Raw genomic sequence first — 17,881 nt, forward strand, 5'->3', positions numbered from 1 at the left:
TTTTGTGCATAGAAAATGGTGATTGGAATGACAAAAGCAAAACAGGATACACGTGTCGTCGTCGGCATGTCCGGAGGAGTTGATTCCTCCGTTACGGCGCTTCTGCTCAAACAGCAGGGCTATGACGTCATCGGTATCTTTATGAAGAACTGGGATGATACAGACGAATTCGGAGTGTGTACTGCCGAGACCGACGCCGAGGATGTGCGCCGCGTTTGTGAGCAGATTGATATTCCTTACTATACCGTTAATTTCGAAAAGGAATACTTTGATAAAGTCTTTTCCTATTTCCTCGATGAATATAAGGCAGGCCGTACACCTAATCCGGATGTCATGTGCAACCGGGAGATCAAGTTCGGGGAATTCCTGAACAAGGCGCTGCAGCTCGGTGCAGATTATGTAGCCACCGGCCATTATGCCCGTGTGGTTGAAGAAGCCGGGGTGTTCAAGCTGCTGCGCGGCGTGGACAACAATAAGGACCAGACCTACTTCCTGAATGCCCTGAACCAGAGCCAGCTGTCAAAGGCCATGTTCCCGATCGGCCATCTGCCGAAGCCGGAAGTACGGCGAATTGCTGAAGAAGCCGGTCTGTATACTGCGAAGAAAAAAGACAGCACCGGTGTCTGCTTCATCGGCGAACGTAATTTCCGCGAATTCCTCAGCCAGTACCTGCCGGCACAATCCGGAGATATGGTTGATATTTCCACCGGCGAAATAAAAGGCCGGCATGACGGCCTGATGTACTACACGCTGGGACAACGTCAGGGTCTGGGAATCGGCGGCTCCGGTAACGGTGAACCCTGGTTCGTTGCCGAAAAGGATCTGGAGAAGAATATTCTCTATGTTGTACAGGGGGACAAGCACCATAGCCTGTATTCCAACAGTTTGATTGCCTCCGGCGTGAACTGGATTGACGGCCGGACACTTGCGCCTGGCGATGCACCGCTGAAATGTACCGCCAAGTTCCGCTACCGTCAGCCTGACCAGGGCGTTACGCTTACTGCCCGTGAAGACGGCAGCCTGGATGTCCTGTTCGATGTGCCGCAGAAGGCCATCACACCAGGACAGGCCGTAGTCTTCTACCAGGACGAGCAATGCCTGGGCGGCGGAACCATAGAAGCTGCGCAGAAGGTTGTGCCGCAGCCGCAGGGATAATTCCTCCCCTGGCATTATTGCGGAACATCAGCCAGATATCGGCTAAAGCACAACAATCCCTTTGGCACATGCCAAAGGGATTTTGTTGTTCAGCTTAATATAGATCTTAAATTACGGGTACAGAAATTATTGCGCTGCAATTCCTTTGTCTGCGGACACCGCAAGTTCATTAAGATAGATTCCAGTTCCGTCACCGATAGCATAGTTCAGAACACGGTTGTTAACCGGAACAAGTGCAGCACGGTACAAGGTTGGGAATACAGGAATTTCTTCAACCATCAGCGCTTGCCATTCTTTGTAGATTTCTTTGCGTTTCTCTACATCAAATGCGGCTTCAGATACGCCTTCTTTCATCAGACGGTCGCTCTCTTCACTCGCATAACGCGGGAAGTTATAGATAGCATCGCGGCCGTACAATCCTTGCGGATCCACGTCAATACCCACTGTCCAGGCGCCTTGATAGACGTCAACTGAAGGGTCATCTTCACCGTTGCTGCCTACACGGTCATAGAAAGTATTGAATTCAACCATTTCCAGTGTAACATTCAGACCGATCGCTTTCCATGATTGCACGTAATATTGGGCCAGCGGCTCAGCAATATCCGAACCTGTCATGGAGATGAAATTAATAGTCAGCGGAGTGCCGTCCGGATTGGTACGGAATTCACCGTTCATCTTGAAGCCTGCATCCTCAAGTGTCTGCTTTGCTGCTTCCGGATCATAAGGCATACCAGGATTACTGTCGTCATGGAATTCAGGATGGGATGGCGGAATCAGTGTTGTTGCATTCCAGCGCAGGCCATGGTAGAAGTTTTTGCCGACAGCATCATTATCAACTGCCTGCCACATAGCTTTACGCAGAGCTACATTTCCCATTTTGGCATTTGGATCAGGTACAACTACATTATTAGTTGCATCCCATTTACCGAGCTTGAAGCCGATGTAAGTATAAGCGCGGTCAACTGCGCCAAGATATTCCACGTTAGACAGACCCGAGTTATCAGGGAACTGGTCAATCGGGAAGCTGTCGACCAGATCGATGTTTCCAGCTTTAAGCTCCTGCACAACTGTAGTTGGAGGAACAACCTTCAACACAACCTTATCCAGCTTAGGAGCACCGCGCCAATAGTCTTCATTCTTAACATAGACAACTGATTCACCCGGTACAATGCTTTCCACTTTAAACGGACCGAAGCCGATTGGCTTCTGACGGACCTCAGGGGAAGAAGAGATTTTGGCTACATCCATAGATCCGAAGATATGTTTAGCCAGCGGATAAGACCAGATACTGCCTGTCAGCAGGGAAGGAGTAGCCTTCACATAAGTAATTTGTAACTGCTTCTCGTTAAGGACTTTGATCCCGGAAATTGTCTTAGCCTTACCGGCATGATAATCTTCCATACCGACAATGTTGGTGAAGTCAGAGCCGTAACGCGGACCGTCATAAGCCGGATTACCGATGACTTCATGGGCAAATAGCCAGTCTTCAGCGGTCACAGGCTGGCCGTCATGCCAGTTCACATTGTCCCGGATAGTAAAGGTAAAGGTACGACCGTCTTCGGAGACTTCATAGGTTGCTGCTCCGTCATTGGTGTATACATAGTTCTTATCCCAAGTCAGCAGGCCTTCATCAAACCATTCAAGAACCTTGGAATCCGGATTCCCGGAGTAGAAGTTAAAGTTCAGCGTTCCTTCAAAAGGAGTATCAGATACAAGGCCATAGTTGAGTGTTCCGCCTTCAATCGCTTCACCCTGATTCGTCTTAACATTACTGAAATCTGCGATGTTGTACAGCCCGTCCTCTGATGCAGGTGCAGTTGTAGGAGCGGCAGTAGCAGCAGCATCTGTAGCGGCAGTGGTTGCTGAAGGCTCAGCAGCCTCATTGTTGCCGGAGCCGCAGGCTGTTACTGCGAGCGACAGCACCAGCATCAGGCTGACCAGCATGGTCTTTGCGGTTTTTCTTTTTGTCATACTTGTTTCTTCCTCCCTTATATTTATCCTTTTCTTTGTCTTGCGTCCGTCGCACGCTTCAGCGCCTGACCGACATTATTTATACTCAACATCAACACCAGGATCAGCAGTGATGCAGGTAACCAAATCCACCATCTGGACTGCAGAGTCTGCGGGTTGCGGGCATAGCTGACAAGCGTACCCAGACTCGGTGTACTTTCGGGAAAGCCGAAGCCAAGGAAGGATAAACCTGACTCAAGTCCGATGTTAGCCGCAAGGTTCAGGGTCATTGTTACGATGATGATCGAACTGAGGTTCGGCATCACCTGCTTGAAGATAATCTTTAGATGGGAAGAGCCGAGTGTACGGGAAGCCTGGACATATTCGAGCTCTTTCTCCTGCAATGTCTTGGAACGGATCAGCCTGGCGATCCCCATCCACAGGAATGCTGTCATAATAAGCGAAAAGGTTAATGTGTTATATTTCGGAACGGCTGTTACAAACGCAATGACCATCATCAGCATCGGGAGAATCATGAAAAAGTCGACCAGACGCATAAACAGGTTATCAATAAGGCCGCCGAAGTACCCGGAAACCAGCCCGACTGTTATTCCGATAACCCCGGTCATCAGGGTGACCATAATACCGATGCTCAGTGAGTTGCGTGTGCCGATAATAAGCTGTCCGAATACATCACGGCCGCCGTAATCGGTACCCAGCCAGAACTTGGCGGAAGGCTTTTTGTATAGAGAGAACAGATCAACCTTTACAATCTCCTGCTGATTGAGGAACAGGGCAGTCCCGAACACTCCGAGAAAGACCAGAGCCAGAAAGATCAGGGAAGTCAGTGCCAGCTTATCTCTAAAAATTTCCCGCCAAATAATGCTCCAGCCTGACGGGCTTTTTTCGATATTGTGCGGGAGCGGGAGCTCAGCGCTTGATTTTGCCATTTCGTTTCACCTCAGTATAGGTTCTGATCCTTATTTAATCCGGATGCGCGGATCAACGATGCTTAATATGATGTCAGACAGCAGGGAACCGATGATAGTAGCAATCCCATACAGCAGTACTATCGCCGTCACCACGGTGAAATCGCGGATGACGATCGAGCCCAGGAACAGCTGTCCCATGCCGGGATAACTGAAGATGCTCTCTACAAAGATGGTTCCTCCGATGAGTCCTGTCAGCTCATAACCGAAAAAGGCGGCTATCGGCAGCAGTGAGTTGCGCAGAATGTGGCGGTTATACACCCGCGATTCTGAAGCGCCCTTTGCTCTGGCGGTAAGAATGAAGTCCTTCTGCTTCGTATCGATAATTTCGTTACGCAGATACTGGACAGTGCTTACAGTCGTAATTAAGGCGATGGATAAGGCCGGCAGCAGCAAATGATAGATTTTGTCGATCACATAGCTGAAGGTTCCCGGTACCGCACCAGGCGATACACTCCCCCCGGTCGGGAACCAGGAGAAATAGAAGCCGAACATCCAGAGCATCAGGAGAGCTACAATAAACAATGGAGCAGCGAATCCGATATAGGTATACCCTGTAATCAGGCGGTCGCCCCATGTATCATTGAAGCGTCCGCTGAGGATGCCAAGCGGGATGGCAATCAAATATGTAAGAATCAGTGTAGCAAGCGACAGCCACAGGGTGTTCATCATCCGCTGGCCAATTAGCTCGGTCACCGGCATTTTGAAGTTGAAGGACTGGCCCAGATCGCCTTGGACAGCATTGCTGATCCAGTTCCAGTACTGGATATGCCAGGGATCATTCAGACCCAGCCTTTCCCGCATTGCCTCAATCGCTGCTGGATCAATATTCGGATCAAGCATCCCGGTAAGTGCATCGCCCGGCATAGCTTTGGCCATCAGAAATACGAGAATACTCAACAGAAATACCTGGGGAATCATAATTAACAATCTTCGTACAATAATCTTCCACATACGTCTCAACCTTTCTCGGGCATAGCCACCATATGGGTATCGGAAATGGATCGTAACGGGTAAGCCAGGCCGTCTTGGTCAAAATGGCTCCGGTAGGCGTCTTCGTACTCTTCACTTACGGACCGACGGAAAACATTCCGTTCCTCACGCTGTAAAGGATCAATGTCCGGAATGGCGGCGATGAGACGCTTGGTATAAATATGCCGGGGATTGTCAAAAATATCCTCAGGTGTCCCTTCCTCAACATGACGCCCCTTGTACATAATGCCGATACGGTCGCACATATGCCGGATAATACCTAGATCATGGCTGATGAACAAATACGTCAAATTCAGTTCCTTCTGAATATCCCGCAGGAAGTTCAGCACCTGCGCCTGCACCGATACGTCCAGCGCCGAGACAGGCTCATCGGCAATGATCAGCTTGGGCTTCAGGGCAATCGCTCGGGCAATCCCGATACGCTGGCGCTGGCCGCCGGAAAATTCATGCGGATATTTAAGGACATTATCCGCACTGAGACCAACCTGCTCCAGCAGCTCCTGCACCCTCCGCATTTCCTCCTGCGAGGACAGCTTCTCGAAATTGCGCAGCGGCTCGGCGATAATATCCAGCACACGTTTCTTCGGATTAAGTGAGGAGTACGGATCCTGGAAGATCATTTGTACGTCCCGGCGGACATTGTTCTGCTTACGTGCACCTTTGGAAGCCAAATCGACGCCTTCGAACAGAATGCTGCCGCCTGTAATCTGATTCAGGCCGATAATAGCGCGGCCGGTAGTTGTTTTGCCTGAACCGGATTCGCCGACAAGGCCGTAGGTCTGGCCGGCCTCTATGGTAAGGTTGACACGGTCGACCGCCCTAATCTCGCCAACCTGGCGGCTGAACAGTCCGCCCCTGATCGGAAAGTGAACCTGCAGATCTTTAACTTCAAGCAATGCCATCGGTGCCAGCCTCCTCAACGCTCTCCGGGAAATGAAAATGTCTGTAGCAGGTGCAGCGGACAAAGTGGCCCGGAGCAATTTCGTGAAGCTGCGGATTCTCCTCATGTGCGGAGGCATCAATCCAAGGCGTTCTCGCTGCAAACCGGCAGCCGGTGCGCGGCAGGTTTTTGAGCGAAGGCACAATCCCCTGAATAACGTGCAGCCTTGACTTCACTTCTTTTACAGTAGGAATGGAATTAAACAAGGATCTTGTGTACGGATGCTGCGGATTAGAGGTCAGTGTGTAAATATCGGCAATTTCGACAATTTGGCCTGCATACATAACGGCCACACGATCTGCCATTTCGCTGACAACCCCGAGATCGTGGGTAATCAGAATAATGCCTGCCTGCATGTCATTCTTGAGTTTTCTGAGCAGTTCCAGAATCTGCAGCTGAATCGTCACGTCAAGTGCCGTCGTCGGTTCATCTGCAAGGAGCAGCTGGGGTCCGTTCGCAATGGCAATCGCAATAATAACCCGCTGGCGCATGCCGCCGGATAATTCGTACGGATATTGATGGTATGTATGTTCTGGGCGGGGAATGCCCACTTTTGCCAACAGATCAAGAACTTTTTCTTTTCTTTGTTTTTTGGAGAGGGTCGTATCATGAAGCAGCAGTACTTCTTCGATCTGACTGCCTATAATCATCAGCGGATTTAGTGCAGCTAAAGGATCCTGAAAAATCATCGACATTTCTTTGCCGCGGACCTTATTCAGCATGCCGGGGGACATTTGGACAATATCCTGGCCTTTGTAATTCACTTTACCTTCTATCCTTGCTTTTGTGTGCAGTCCCATAATGGAGAAGGCGAGCGCACTCTTGCCTGAACCTGATTCTCCGACGATAGCCAGAATCTCATTTTTCTTTACGGTGAGCGTCACATCATCAACTGCAGCGTAGTACTGCCCTGCAATTTTGAAGGATGTCGTTAAATTCTCGATTTGCAGTAAGTCTTCACTCAAATTCATCACCCTAACACTAGGATTTTTTAGAAAGGGTACCCGTGTCATATACAGTAACCCTACCAACGAACTAAACTTTAAATTTTAGGATTATTATGGAAGAAATCCCTGAATGTTAGAGTTTATTCTAATTGACTCATGGTAAATTATCAATCGTTTTTCAATAAAAAAAGTTTTTCGTGTCAATTAACATGACAAATACGACACTTTTCGACTATAATCGCCTATTTTTTATTACCTTCTACGTAATATTTCACAATTTCCTCATGTCTGTATATCAAAAAAAGCCGCTGCGTGCAGCAGGAAAATGATCTTCCTGCTGCACGCAGCGGCTCATATTTTTATAGGGAACCCTTACCTTGAGGCTACTATAATCCCCGACGCAGCCCCTGATTATGCCGGATCTTCGCTTCATTGCCCTGCTCGGTTGCCTCATAGAATACCTTGCCGGCAATCTGCTTGGGCAGATATTCCTGCCGCACGTAGTGGCCCGGGTAATTATGCGGGTACTGGTATCCCTCATGCCCCAGCTTCACTGCACCTTTATAATGCGTATCACGCAAATGCAGCGGTACCTCTGCGGACTTCAGCTCTTCGATGGTATTCATGACGTTAGCGATTGCTACAACCACCGCATCGGATTTCGGACTTTCGACGGCGAACAGGATCGCCTGGGTTACATTGAGCCTCGCCTCCGGCCAGCCGTTGTTGCGGTAGGCATCCAGCGCACTGACGGCCTGGACCATGGCCTGCGGGTTGGCCAGGCCGATATCTTCACTGCAGGCGGCGATCAGCCTGCGGATGAAGGTCATCGGGTCCATGCCGAGCTTCTCAACGGCATAAAGGAACCAGAACAGCGCTGCATCGCTGGAGCCGCGGATGCTCTTGTGGAAGGCGGACAGCACATCGTATTGGGTGGACTCGTCCGCCTTGACAATCGGCCGGCGGATCGATTCCTCCGCCACGGCAAGCGTAATATGCACACTGCCGTCCGGCTCAGGCGCTGTAGTCATTGCCGCCAGCTCCAGTGCGTTGAGCGCCCGCCGGATGTCGCCGTTAGCCATCGCCGCAATGTGCAGCAGCGCGGCTTCATCCGCCTGCAGCCGCATGAAGCCAAGCCCGCGCTGCTCATCGGCCAGCGCCCGGCGCATCGCGGCCATGCTGTGTTCGCTGGTCAAGGGTTCCAGCTGGAACAGCGTGGAACGGCTCATGAGGGCCCCGTTCACATAATGGAACGGGTTCTCTGTCGTTGCGCCGATAAAGATAATCGTGCCCTTCTCAACGGCGGGCAGCAGCGCATCCTGCCGGGAGCTGTTGAAACGGTGCACCTCATCCAGAAACAGAATCGTCTTCGTGCCGTACAGCGCCTTGTTGCTCTGTGCCCGGTCAATAACCTCCCGCACATCCTTAACAGAGGCTTCAACCGCATTCAGCCGAACGAATTCGCCCTGAGTATGTTTGGAAATAATATGGGCCAGCGTTGTCTTGCCGCAGCCCGGAGGGCCATACAGCAGAATCGAGGAGACCTGATCCGCCTCGATCGCCCTGCGCAGCAGCTTGCCCGGCCCGACAATATGCTCCTGGCCGATATATTCATCAAGACTCTGCGGACGCATGCGGTCTGCGAGCAGACGGCCGCCTCCGGTATTGTCCCCGAGTGAGAATAAATCCATAAGTCCACTTCCTTGCTCTTAACTTTCAGGCAAAACGCACCTGAATACCTCTCCTTATCATACCACAAAACATAGAAAGAGCATGACCTCGCTATGCTAAGCGGGCGCCATGCTCTTAGTTCAAATTTCAGGCTAGCGGTTCATCGCAAGCCGCATTTTTGAAATAATCTTGCGGATGCTTTCTTCTGAGAGGTGGTATCTCTTCTGCAGCTCGTTCACCGAGCAGCCGCTGCTGTGACTGCAGAAAATCTCCTTGTTGCGGCTGGCAATCTCCTGCCGGGAGCCGCTGTTCTCACCCCATCTTACCCGTTGCTCCGTCTTCTTCGGGATGTAGAGCAATTCACCTTGAATGTATCCCTGAAGCTCTTCGAGCAGGCCCGGGGGGAGCACATCCTTTCCATTTACATAACTCACGTTGTGTTTCCTCCTTCAACAGGTGTGTCCCTTTGCGTCCGTCAATTGCAACATCTAAAGTAATAATCATTGCACCTGCCTCCTTTCTTCAGCTCATATTTGGTAAATACCGTAAGTTCATTATATAAAACCCTATGGTTAGCGTCTACATTCGTTCTCATTTTTTATTTCCATCTCCCCTCTGAGGGGCGGACCTGCTGTCAGGTGTTTGTAAGTAAGGAGGCCTCGCGGCCTCCCCGTAAACAGGATTTCCGTCTTAGACGGAAATCACCTCGTATACTGAAATCATTTCACTCAGCCTCCTTCCAGAAGTAATCTTGCCCGGCCGGACACTTATTATTAAGCCATAGCAGCTACCGGGTTACAAGTTCAAGAACAGTTATAATCGTTCTTCACCAGAACCGGACAAGGTTTTTTGCCGAAACTCCAATTATATGGTCGATTAATGTCGAAAAAGAGACGACTGGCTTCCATGGAGGAGATCACCTCCTTGGCCGCAGCGCTGTCCGGTATGGCCGCAGACATGCAGTAGCATGCGAAACGGTTACGTGTTCAGCGTGCTGAGCCCGGAGCCCTCGTCTAAGTAAAAAAGGACCGCATCTGTAAACTACAGGGCGGTCCTTTTTACTGTATGTTTAATGTTCAGCGGCTTCCGGCCAGCCGGAAACAGTCTCTTCCCCTGCTGTCTTCACATAAGCAGGCAGTTCTCCGCTGTGCAGCAGCCACAATTCGTGCAGCGCACGGGTACAGCCGACATACATGAGCTTGGCATCCCAGGCGGCTGCTCCGTAATGGCTGGTATCAGCATCCGCCAGGATGACTGCGTCAAACTCCAGACCCTTGGACAGATAGACCGGCAGTACCGACAATCCGCCGAGATATTGCGTCATACTGCCGTCAATGAGATGGAGATCCTCGAACCCGGCAGCCAGCGCTGCATACAGCTCCTCCGCTTCACGAAGGCTGCGGGTCAGGACGGCTACTGTCCGGTATTCACGCCCGGAGAGGGACTCCAGCGCCGCTCTGACTGCCTGTAGGCGCTGATCCGCTCCTGCAGCAGCCTCAGCTGCATCGCCGCCGTAAGCGATCAGCCGGACCGGATTGCCGCTGCGGAACACTGGCACGGCCAAGAGCGGGCTCTGAACGCCCGCTGAGAGAATACCGTTGGCGAATTCGATGATCTCCATGGTCGAGCGGTAGCTTCGCGTCAGCGCGTGGTAGGCTGTATGCTCAGGCGCGAACAGGGTCTGCATTTCCGCCCAGTCATGCACGCCTTTATAGGCATGGATACCCTGTGACAGATCCCCCAGGATCGTGAAGGAGTGGCCCTTCACATACAAATCCAGCACCGCGATCTGGAAAGGCGAGAAATCCTGGGCTTCATCGATCACGATATGGTCAAAGCGTTCCGTGCCCTCATTGCCGCTCAGCAGATAATGGATATAGAGCAAGGGAGGTAGATCTTCTTCGCGCAGGATGCCTTTTTTGAGATCCTTAGCCGTTTCCTTCAGCACTCCCTGCGGGATGAGCTCGGGTGCTTCTGCCGGCCAGTCCGCAGGCACCTTGGCTGCGCGGAAGATCTGCTTGTAGATCATCAGCGGATCATACTTCGGCCATTTGCCGCCGTAGGTCTTCTCCTTGGCTGCCGCCTTCTTCTTCCGTTCCTTCAGCGCAGCCGCGGACGGGCTCTTCTTCAGCTCCATTTCAATCCAGCGGTGAATCCGCGCCATGACCCGCTCTTTGCGCTTCAGCGGCGGATAAGGGGCGTATTCCTCGTTGTGCCAGCGCAGAATCATGGAACGCCGCAGCACTGCGCCTTCCCACGGGCTGAAATCCCCTTCGGGAACCGCTCCCGTCTCCAGCAGCCTGACGGCCGACTCAATGACCTCCATCAGCACCGTAGAGCCCTTGAAACGCCCAGGTGTTTCTTCTGTAATGGCCGGCATGCCGCCCTCCGCTTCGAACCAGCGATTCAGCGTCTCCGTGGTATTCTGCTCCGGCAGCTCCAGATCCAGCACATTAGCCGCCCAGTCCGGGAATGTGCTCTGGGCAATGTTACCGACCCCGAGCTCCGGCAGCACATCGGAGATATAATCGAGGAACATCCGGTTCGGAGCAAAAATAATCATTTTCTCCGCCGAGACCTGCTCCTTGTATTGATATAACAGGAAAGCCAGCCTGTGCAGAGCGACCGTCGTCTTCCCGCTCCCCGCTACGCCCTGGATGATCAGCGCCGTATTCTTCACCGCACGGATAATCTTGTCCTGTTCCTCCTGAATCGTCGAGACGATATCGCGGAGCCGGTTATCCTTGTTCTCCCCCAGCCGGTAGACGAGAAATTCGTCCGATACCGCCGGTGCATCGCTGTCCCGGTTGTAGGTATCCGCGACCCGTTCCAGGATCTGCTTACGGATCACCACGTTGCGTTTCAGATACACAAGCCCTTCAATCAGCCCCTCCGGAGCTTCATAAGAGGCCGGTTCCGTCCCTCCGGTAAAAGAATAAAACAGGCTTGCTACCGGTGCACGCCAGTCGATGACCAGCGGACGGTCGCTTACCTGCTCACGGTCTACGCCGATTTTGCCGATGTACAGCGGCTTGGGCTCCGTTTCGCCGCTGCCCTGGAAATCCAGCCGCCCGAAATAGGGCTCCGGCCGGAGCCTGGCCAAATCCTTGCGCCGCTGCTCCCTGGAGTCCTCCAGCACCTGCTCCGTATAATCATGTCCGGTATACACCGGGGTATTGCGCAGTTTAGTCAGAATCGAATCAATTTCGGTAAGTGTGCTGTTCAGCCTGTCTTCTTCCTCTTGATAGGCACTTTGAAAGTTGTCCTCCAATTTCAGTTACCTCCTAAAAGTTTATGTGCATAACGATCTGTGCAAAGCTGATATCACCTACACAAAAAGGATTCTCATCATAGCACAACAGATGTACAAAATCCAGAATTATCTATCGGCTGAACGCCGCACTTCCCGCAGCAATCCTGCGCCGTTATCCCATAAAAGCATGGAGCACAAAATTGGCTACAAACAGCCCGGCAATCCCGTACAGCGCCGGAGGGACATCCTTGCCTTTTCCCATAGCCAGCTTGACAATCGGATAAGTGATAAAGCCGAAAGCCATACCGTCCACAATGCTGTAGGTGAATGGAATCATGACCATAACCAGAAAAGCGGGGAACAGCTCCGTCATGTCGCTGAGATCCATCTCCCGCACACTCTGGACCATCAGGCCGCCGATGACAATCAGGATGGGTGCGATGGCACTGTCCGGCACATAGGCCAGCAAAGGGATAAACAGGAAGGTCGCCCCGAACAGTAGCCCAGTGACAAGCGAGGTCAGGCCGGATTTGCCTCCTGCCGCGATGCCTGCGGTGGATTCTGCAGCCGCAACGACCGGACTGCTGCCGAACAGGCCGGCTGCAATGTTGGCGACTGAGAGCGCCCGCAGGCTGCTCTTGAACCGTTCCGGCCGCCCGGCCATCAGCGCCTGCGAGGAGATCAGCCCGATATTCTCAAATACGACGATCAGAAGCAGCAGGAACACGGCAATCCAGAACACCAGGCTGATCACTCCGCTCCAGTCCATGACGGCAAAAACATCACCATAGCCGGTAAATACATGGCCTGATTCTGTCGTTTCCGGCTTATGGGCTGCTCCCAGCAGATAGGCCAGCCCCGTGCCGGCAAGCATGCTGATCAGCAATCCGCCGCGCGTTCCGCGGATGAACAGCACCAGCGCCAGAATCAGCGTTACACAGGATGTGATAACCGCCGGGTCGCTGAAATGGCCGATAGCCACGAAAGTAGTCCGGTGGGCAATAACGATTCCGCTTTTCTGCAGGCCGATAAAGGTCAGGAACAGCCCGATTCCGACCGTGATGGCATGCTGCAGGTTATGCGGAATCGCTTCGCTGAGAATCCGGTACAGCGATGTGAACGCAACGACTGCGAACAGTACGCCGGTTAACCCAACCACCGCCAGTGCTTCGCGCCAGTCCAGCTTCATGGAATGGACCAGCGTATAGGTGAAGAAGGCATTGATTCCCATGCCCGGCACCACAATAATCGGCGTTTTGCCGCCGAAGGCCATCAGCAGGCAGCCTGTAACCGCAGTCAGCAGTGTAGCGACCATCCCCGCTCTGAGCGGCATGCCTGCATCATGCAGGATAGCCGCATTGACCATCACAATATATACAGAGGCAAAATAAGACAGGATTCCTGCAGCCCATTCCCGTTTCCAGTTATCACCCGGCTCCAGACCCACGCTCTTCCGCCAAAAATTCGAATTCATTGTAAAACCTCCACTGATTGTTTAGTTCCGCCGGCTATTTCCAGGTTTGTACGAATCATAACCGGCAAACCGCAATAAAAGGGCGTGCAGCCGGCTATCCGGCTGCTTACGCCCTTCGTCCACCATTCATTTATTTGTTGCCGCGGCCGGTTTTATACGCTTGCGCCGCCGGCTTTCAGCAGATCATCAACTGCAACACTTACCATAATCAGACCGACAACCGGCGGTACGAACGAATTGCTCGCCGGCGGCTGCTTGGCCTTGCGCCGGTCCGGCGCATCGGCAGGAACAATCTGTTCCGTTACATCCACACGCGGCTTCACCGGAACTTCAGTCGAGAAGACAACCTTAACGCCTTTTTTGATGCCGTCCTTGCGCAGCTTTTGACGGATTACACGGGCAATCGGGTCCATCTCCGTTTTGGAGATGTCGGCCACCTTAAAGCGCGTCGGGTCCATCTTGTTGGCTGCGCCCATGCTGGATACCATCGGGATTCCTCTGGACAGGCATTCCTTGATCAGATGGATTTTGTAAATAATCGTATCGGATGCATCAATGACAAAATCCGGCTTAAGCTTGAACAGCTCCTCATACGTTTCCTCTGTATAGAACATGTTCAGGGCGATCGCTTCGATCTCCGGGTTGATCAGCTTGACGCGCTCCACCATCAGATCAGCCTTTTTCTGGCCGATTGTGGTTGTGAGCGCATGAATCTGGCGGTTGATATTGGTGATATCCACCGCATCCTTGTCGATCAGGATAATCCGGCCGACACCCATGCGGGCCAGCGCTTCAACAGACATCGCTCCGACGCCGCCGATTCCCAGCACCGCTACGGTGCTGTTCTTCAGAATTTCCAGACCCTCCGGCCCGATGGCCAGCTCTGTACGCGAGAACTGATGCAGCATAAGGTTCACGCCTCCTTTATTATGCGGCCTGGGGAGACGTCCATTGAGACGCTCCGCAGGCATGTGGTTTAGTTAGTTTTTCACTTTTTCCGGCTTTGGCGCCAGCTTGATATGGAGCTGTTCCAGCTGTGCCGCATCTACCGGGGACGGTGCATCCATCAGCAGGTCGGTTGCACTTGCCGTTTTCGGGAAGGCAATCGTTTCACGCAGATTCGTGCGTCCGGCCAGCAGCATAACCAGACGGTCAAAGCCGAAGGCAATTCCGCCGTGCGGAGGCGTGCCGTATTCGAAGGCATCCATCAGATAGCCGAACTTCTCATAAGCCACTTCAGGTGTGAAGCCCAGGGCTTCGAACATCTTCTCCTGTACATCGCGTTTGTAGATACGCTGGGAGCCGCCGCCCACTTCATAGCCGTTAAGTACGATATCGTAAGCCTGCGCGCGGATCTTGCCCGGGTCCGTATCGAACAGGTGCAGATCTTCGTCCATTGGACGGGTGAACGGATGATGCTCGGCCACATAACGCTTCTGGTCTTCGTCATAGCTGAGCAGCGGGAATTCGGTAACCCAGGCGAATTTGAACACACTGTCATCAATCAGGCCGAGCTGGCGGCCGATCTTCAGACGCAGGGCACCCAGTACATCAGCAACCACTTTTTTGTTGTCAGCGGAGAAGAGCAGAAGGTCGCCTTCTTCAGCGCCGGTACGTTCTTTTACAGCAGCAATTTCTTCTTCGGTGAAGAATTTGACAATCGGGCCCTTAAATTCTCCGTCCTTCACCTGAATCCAGGCCAGGCCCTTCGCACCGTAACGGGCAGCATAAGGTCCGAGATCGTCGATTTCCTTACGGGTCCATGTACCGCAGCCTTTGGCGTTAAGGCACTTCACTTCTCCGCCTTTTTCGATCACGGAAGCAAATACCTTCACGCCGCTGCTGGCAACGATGTCGTTCATTTCAACAAGCTCAAGACCAAAGCGCAGGTCCGGCTTATCGGAGCCGTATTTGCCGATGGCTTCGGCGTAGGTCAGGCGCTGGAACGGAACGGCAACCTCAACTCCCACCGTTTCTTTCAGCAGGCGCTGCATCAAGGTTTCCATCATGCCGAGCAGCTCATCCTGCGGCAGGAAAGAGGTCTCGATGTCGACCTGGGTGAATTCCGGCTGGCGGTCAGCGCGCAGATCCTCGTCACGGAAGCAGCGGGCGATCTGGTAGTAACGTTCGATGCCGCCGACCATCAGCAGCTGCTTGTAAATCTGCGGCGACTGCGGCAGTGCAAAGAATTCACCTTCATGCACCCGGCTAGGCACCAGATAATCACGTGCGCCCTCAGGCGAGCTTTTGGTCAGGATCGGAGTTTCAACATCAATGAAGCCTTCACCGTCAAGGAAGTCGCGGAAAATCTTCGCCGCTTTCGAGCGCAGCAGCAGCGTCTTGTGCATCTCAGGACGGCGCAGGTCGAGGTAACGGTATTTCATCCGCAGGGACTCATCCACTTCCACACCGTCTTCGATAAAGAATGGAGGGGTTTTGGCGGCATTCAGCACTTCAATTTCTGTAATTTGCACTTCAATCTCGCCTGTAGGCAGGTTGCGGTTAACCGTTTCTTCAGCTCTCTTAACCACTTTACCCGTAACGGAGAGTACGTATTCACTGCGCACCTTATCGGCAATCTGCAGTGCTTCACCGGAATAATCCGGGTTGAACACGATTTGTACAATACCTGTACGGTCGCGCAGGTCAATGAACAGGACGCCTCCAAGGTCACGGCGCGTCTGCACCCAACCGTTCAGTGTTACAGTCTGGCCGATCTGTTCCGGCGTTAATTGTCCGCAATGATGACTTCTACTCATAATTTATCCTACCCTTTCATGGTTAAAATACGTGTTAGCCGGTCTTTAGACCAGCGCCTGCGCCAGCTCTTCCAGCTTGACCGTCTTCTGCTCACCGGTCTCCATTGATTTCAGGGCAATCACCCCGTTGTTCAACTCATCTTCGCCAAGAATCGCCGTATACCGCGCTGACATGCGGTCGGCCGACTTCATCTGCGCCTTCATTTTGCGGCCGAGATAGTCGCGTTCTGCAGAGAAGCCCCGGCTGCGCAGCAGGAACAGCTGCTTCGTAATTTCCTGATCTGCAGCCTCTCCCAGCGCCACGAAATACACATCCAGCGGTTTCACTGCTTCCAGCTCCACGCCCTGGCTTTCAAGAATCAGCAGGATCCGCTCCAGCCCGATTCCGAAGCCGATGCCCGGCTGATCCGGTCCGCCGATCTCCTCTACCAGCCCGTTATAGCGGCCGCCGCCGCCGACGGTATCGATGGAGCCGATACCGGCTGCTTTATACTCAAACGCAGTATGCGTGTAATAATCCAATCCGCGGACCAGACGGGGATTGATGCTGTACTCAACGCCCATGGTATCAAGATGCTGCTTGACCTTTTGGAAATGGGTCGTACATTCTTCATCCAGACTGTCCAGAATGGACGGCGCACCGCCGAACTTATCCTGATCAACCTTGCAGTCGAGCACCCGCAGCGGATTACGTTCCATACGGCGCTGGCAGTCACTGCACAGCGTATCGCGCATCGGTCTCAGGAAATTCAGTAGCTTCTCGCGGTAAGCGGCGCGGCTTGGCGCATTGCCCACGGAGTTCAGCTCAACCCGGACTTCCTTGAGGCCGAGATCTTTGTAGAACTGATATCCCAGCGAGATCACCTCAGCATCAATCGCCGGATCTACTGCACCGAACGCCTCAATGCCAAACTGGTGGAACTGGCGGTATCTTCCCGCCTGCGGACGTTCATAACGGAACATCGGACCGATGTAATACAGCTTGCTGACATCCGGCTCGCCGTACAGCTTGTTCTGCACATAAGCACGCACAACCCCAGCTGTTCCTTCCGGACGGAGCGCCAGGTCACGGTCGCCTTTGTCCTTGAAGGTGTACATTTCGCCCTCCACAATATCCGTTGTTTCACCGACGCCCCGCTCGAACAGCCCGGTGTGCTCAAACATCGGTGTGCGGATCTCCCGGTAATTGAACCGGCGGCAGAGGTCTCTGGCCTTGCCTTCAACGTACTGCCATTTCTCTACGGCACCTGGAAGCACATCCTGCGTACCTGTAGGTTTCTCGAATCTTTCTTTAGCCACAGCCTATCCCTCCTGAAAATAACCCCTCTTGCCTAACCTTGCTTGTACCTTAGCTTGCACAATTTCAAGCAGAAACGGCTTTGCCGTCCTTCAGGGAAGGCGGCAACCGTTTCTGCTTGAAAGATCAGACCTGTATAAGTCCTTAGACTTATACGTTCTGATCTTTCACAAAAAAGCAAAAAATCCCTCGCCTCTGTTTGTAACAAACAGGGACGAGGGATTATCATAAACGATTATTCACCCGTGGTACCACCCACATTCCGGACTCATTCACCTAAACTGAATCCGCTCAAAGCGGTTAACGCCCGCCTACGCGCAGCGGCTACTGACCCCAGGCAGGTAAGCTGCCTCGCGTTCGCCGTGCGTTCTCGGGGAAGTCATTCATCCGGTCATCAACAGAATCCTTACAGCCGTGCCGAACGGATATGGCTCCTAATGAAGGGCAATAGCC

The 17,881-nt window shown here is 52.8% G+C and carries 13 protein-coding genes; 1 reads left to right on the forward strand and 12 read right to left on the reverse strand.

Annotated elements, in window-relative coordinates:
- The first annotated feature begins 27 nt into the window (after nt 1–27).
- Nucleotides 28–1,155, forward strand: coding sequence for a tRNA 2-thiouridine(34) synthase MnmA (mnmA, locus tag M2108_RS23450; RefSeq protein WP_277471787.1), 1,128 nt, complete (start codon nt 28–30; stop codon nt 1,153–1,155).
- A gap of 126 nt (nt 1,156–1,281) precedes the next feature.
- Here mnmA and M2108_RS23455 read toward each other — a convergent pair whose 3' ends face one another.
- The 12 genes from M2108_RS23455 to hisS form a co-directional block, all read right to left on the reverse strand.
- Nucleotides 1,282–3,126: an oligopeptide ABC transporter substrate-binding protein gene (locus M2108_RS23455; RefSeq protein ID WP_277471786.1), complete on the reverse strand. Its 1,845-nt coding sequence runs from the start codon at nt 3,124–3,126 to the stop codon at nt 1,282–1,284.
- Between the two features lie 23 nt (nt 3,127–3,149).
- Nucleotides 3,150–4,055: an ABC transporter permease gene (locus tag M2108_RS23460; RefSeq protein WP_277471785.1), complete on the reverse strand. Its 906-nt coding sequence runs from the start codon at nt 4,053–4,055 to the stop codon at nt 3,150–3,152.
- 30 nt (nt 4,056–4,085) lie between these two features.
- A complete protein-coding gene (opp4B, locus tag M2108_RS23465) occupies nt 4,086–5,048 on the reverse strand; it encodes an oligopeptide ABC transporter permease (protein WP_277471784.1) in 963 nt (320 codons plus the stop codon).
- Nucleotides 5,049–5,053: 5 nt separating this feature from the next.
- A complete protein-coding gene (locus M2108_RS23470; protein ID WP_277471783.1) occupies nt 5,054–5,989 on the reverse strand; it encodes an ABC transporter ATP-binding protein in 936 nt (311 codons plus the stop codon).
- The gene (locus M2108_RS23475) at nt 5,976–6,992 is read right to left on the reverse strand and encodes an ABC transporter ATP-binding protein (protein WP_277471781.1); all 1,017 of its coding nucleotides are present in this window, start codon (nt 6,990–6,992) and stop codon (nt 5,976–5,978) included. The genes M2108_RS23470 and M2108_RS23475 overlap by 14 nt, the downstream gene beginning before the upstream one ends.
- Before the next feature lie 368 nt (nt 6,993–7,360).
- Nucleotides 7,361–8,665, reverse strand: coding sequence for a replication-associated recombination protein A (locus M2108_RS23480; protein ID WP_277471780.1), 1,305 nt, complete (start codon nt 8,663–8,665; stop codon nt 7,361–7,363).
- Between the two features lie 132 nt (nt 8,666–8,797).
- Nucleotides 8,798–9,079, reverse strand: coding sequence for a CD3324 family protein (locus M2108_RS23485; protein WP_039876272.1), 282 nt, complete (start codon nt 9,077–9,079; stop codon nt 8,798–8,800).
- Nucleotides 9,080–9,714: 635 nt separating this feature from the next.
- Complete coding sequence (locus M2108_RS23490) at nt 9,715–11,916, reverse strand: HelD family protein (RefSeq protein ID WP_277471779.1); 2,202 nt, start codon at nt 11,914–11,916, stop codon at nt 9,715–9,717.
- A gap of 154 nt (nt 11,917–12,070) precedes the next feature.
- Nucleotides 12,071–13,372, reverse strand: coding sequence for an NCS2 family permease (locus M2108_RS23495; protein WP_277471778.1), 1,302 nt, complete (start codon nt 13,370–13,372; stop codon nt 12,071–12,073).
- A 152-nt stretch (nt 13,373–13,524) separates the two neighbouring features.
- On the reverse strand, nt 13,525–14,280 hold the full coding sequence (locus M2108_RS23500; protein WP_068726588.1) for a tRNA threonylcarbamoyladenosine dehydratase: 756 nt from the start codon (nt 14,278–14,280) through the stop codon (nt 13,525–13,527).
- Nucleotides 14,281–14,352: 72 nt separating this feature from the next.
- Nucleotides 14,353–16,131: an aspartate--tRNA ligase gene (gene aspS / locus M2108_RS23505; protein WP_277471777.1), complete on the reverse strand. Its 1,779-nt coding sequence runs from the start codon at nt 16,129–16,131 to the stop codon at nt 14,353–14,355.
- A gap of 45 nt (nt 16,132–16,176) precedes the next feature.
- Nucleotides 16,177–17,430, reverse strand: coding sequence for a histidine--tRNA ligase (hisS, locus tag M2108_RS23510; protein ID WP_277471776.1), 1,254 nt, complete (start codon nt 17,428–17,430; stop codon nt 16,177–16,179).
- Nucleotides 17,431–17,881: the final 451 nt, after the last annotated feature.

The organism is Paenibacillus sp. PastM-3 (assembly GCF_029893965.1).
GTDB lineage: Bacteria > Bacillota > Bacilli > Paenibacillales > Paenibacillaceae > Paenibacillus_AQ.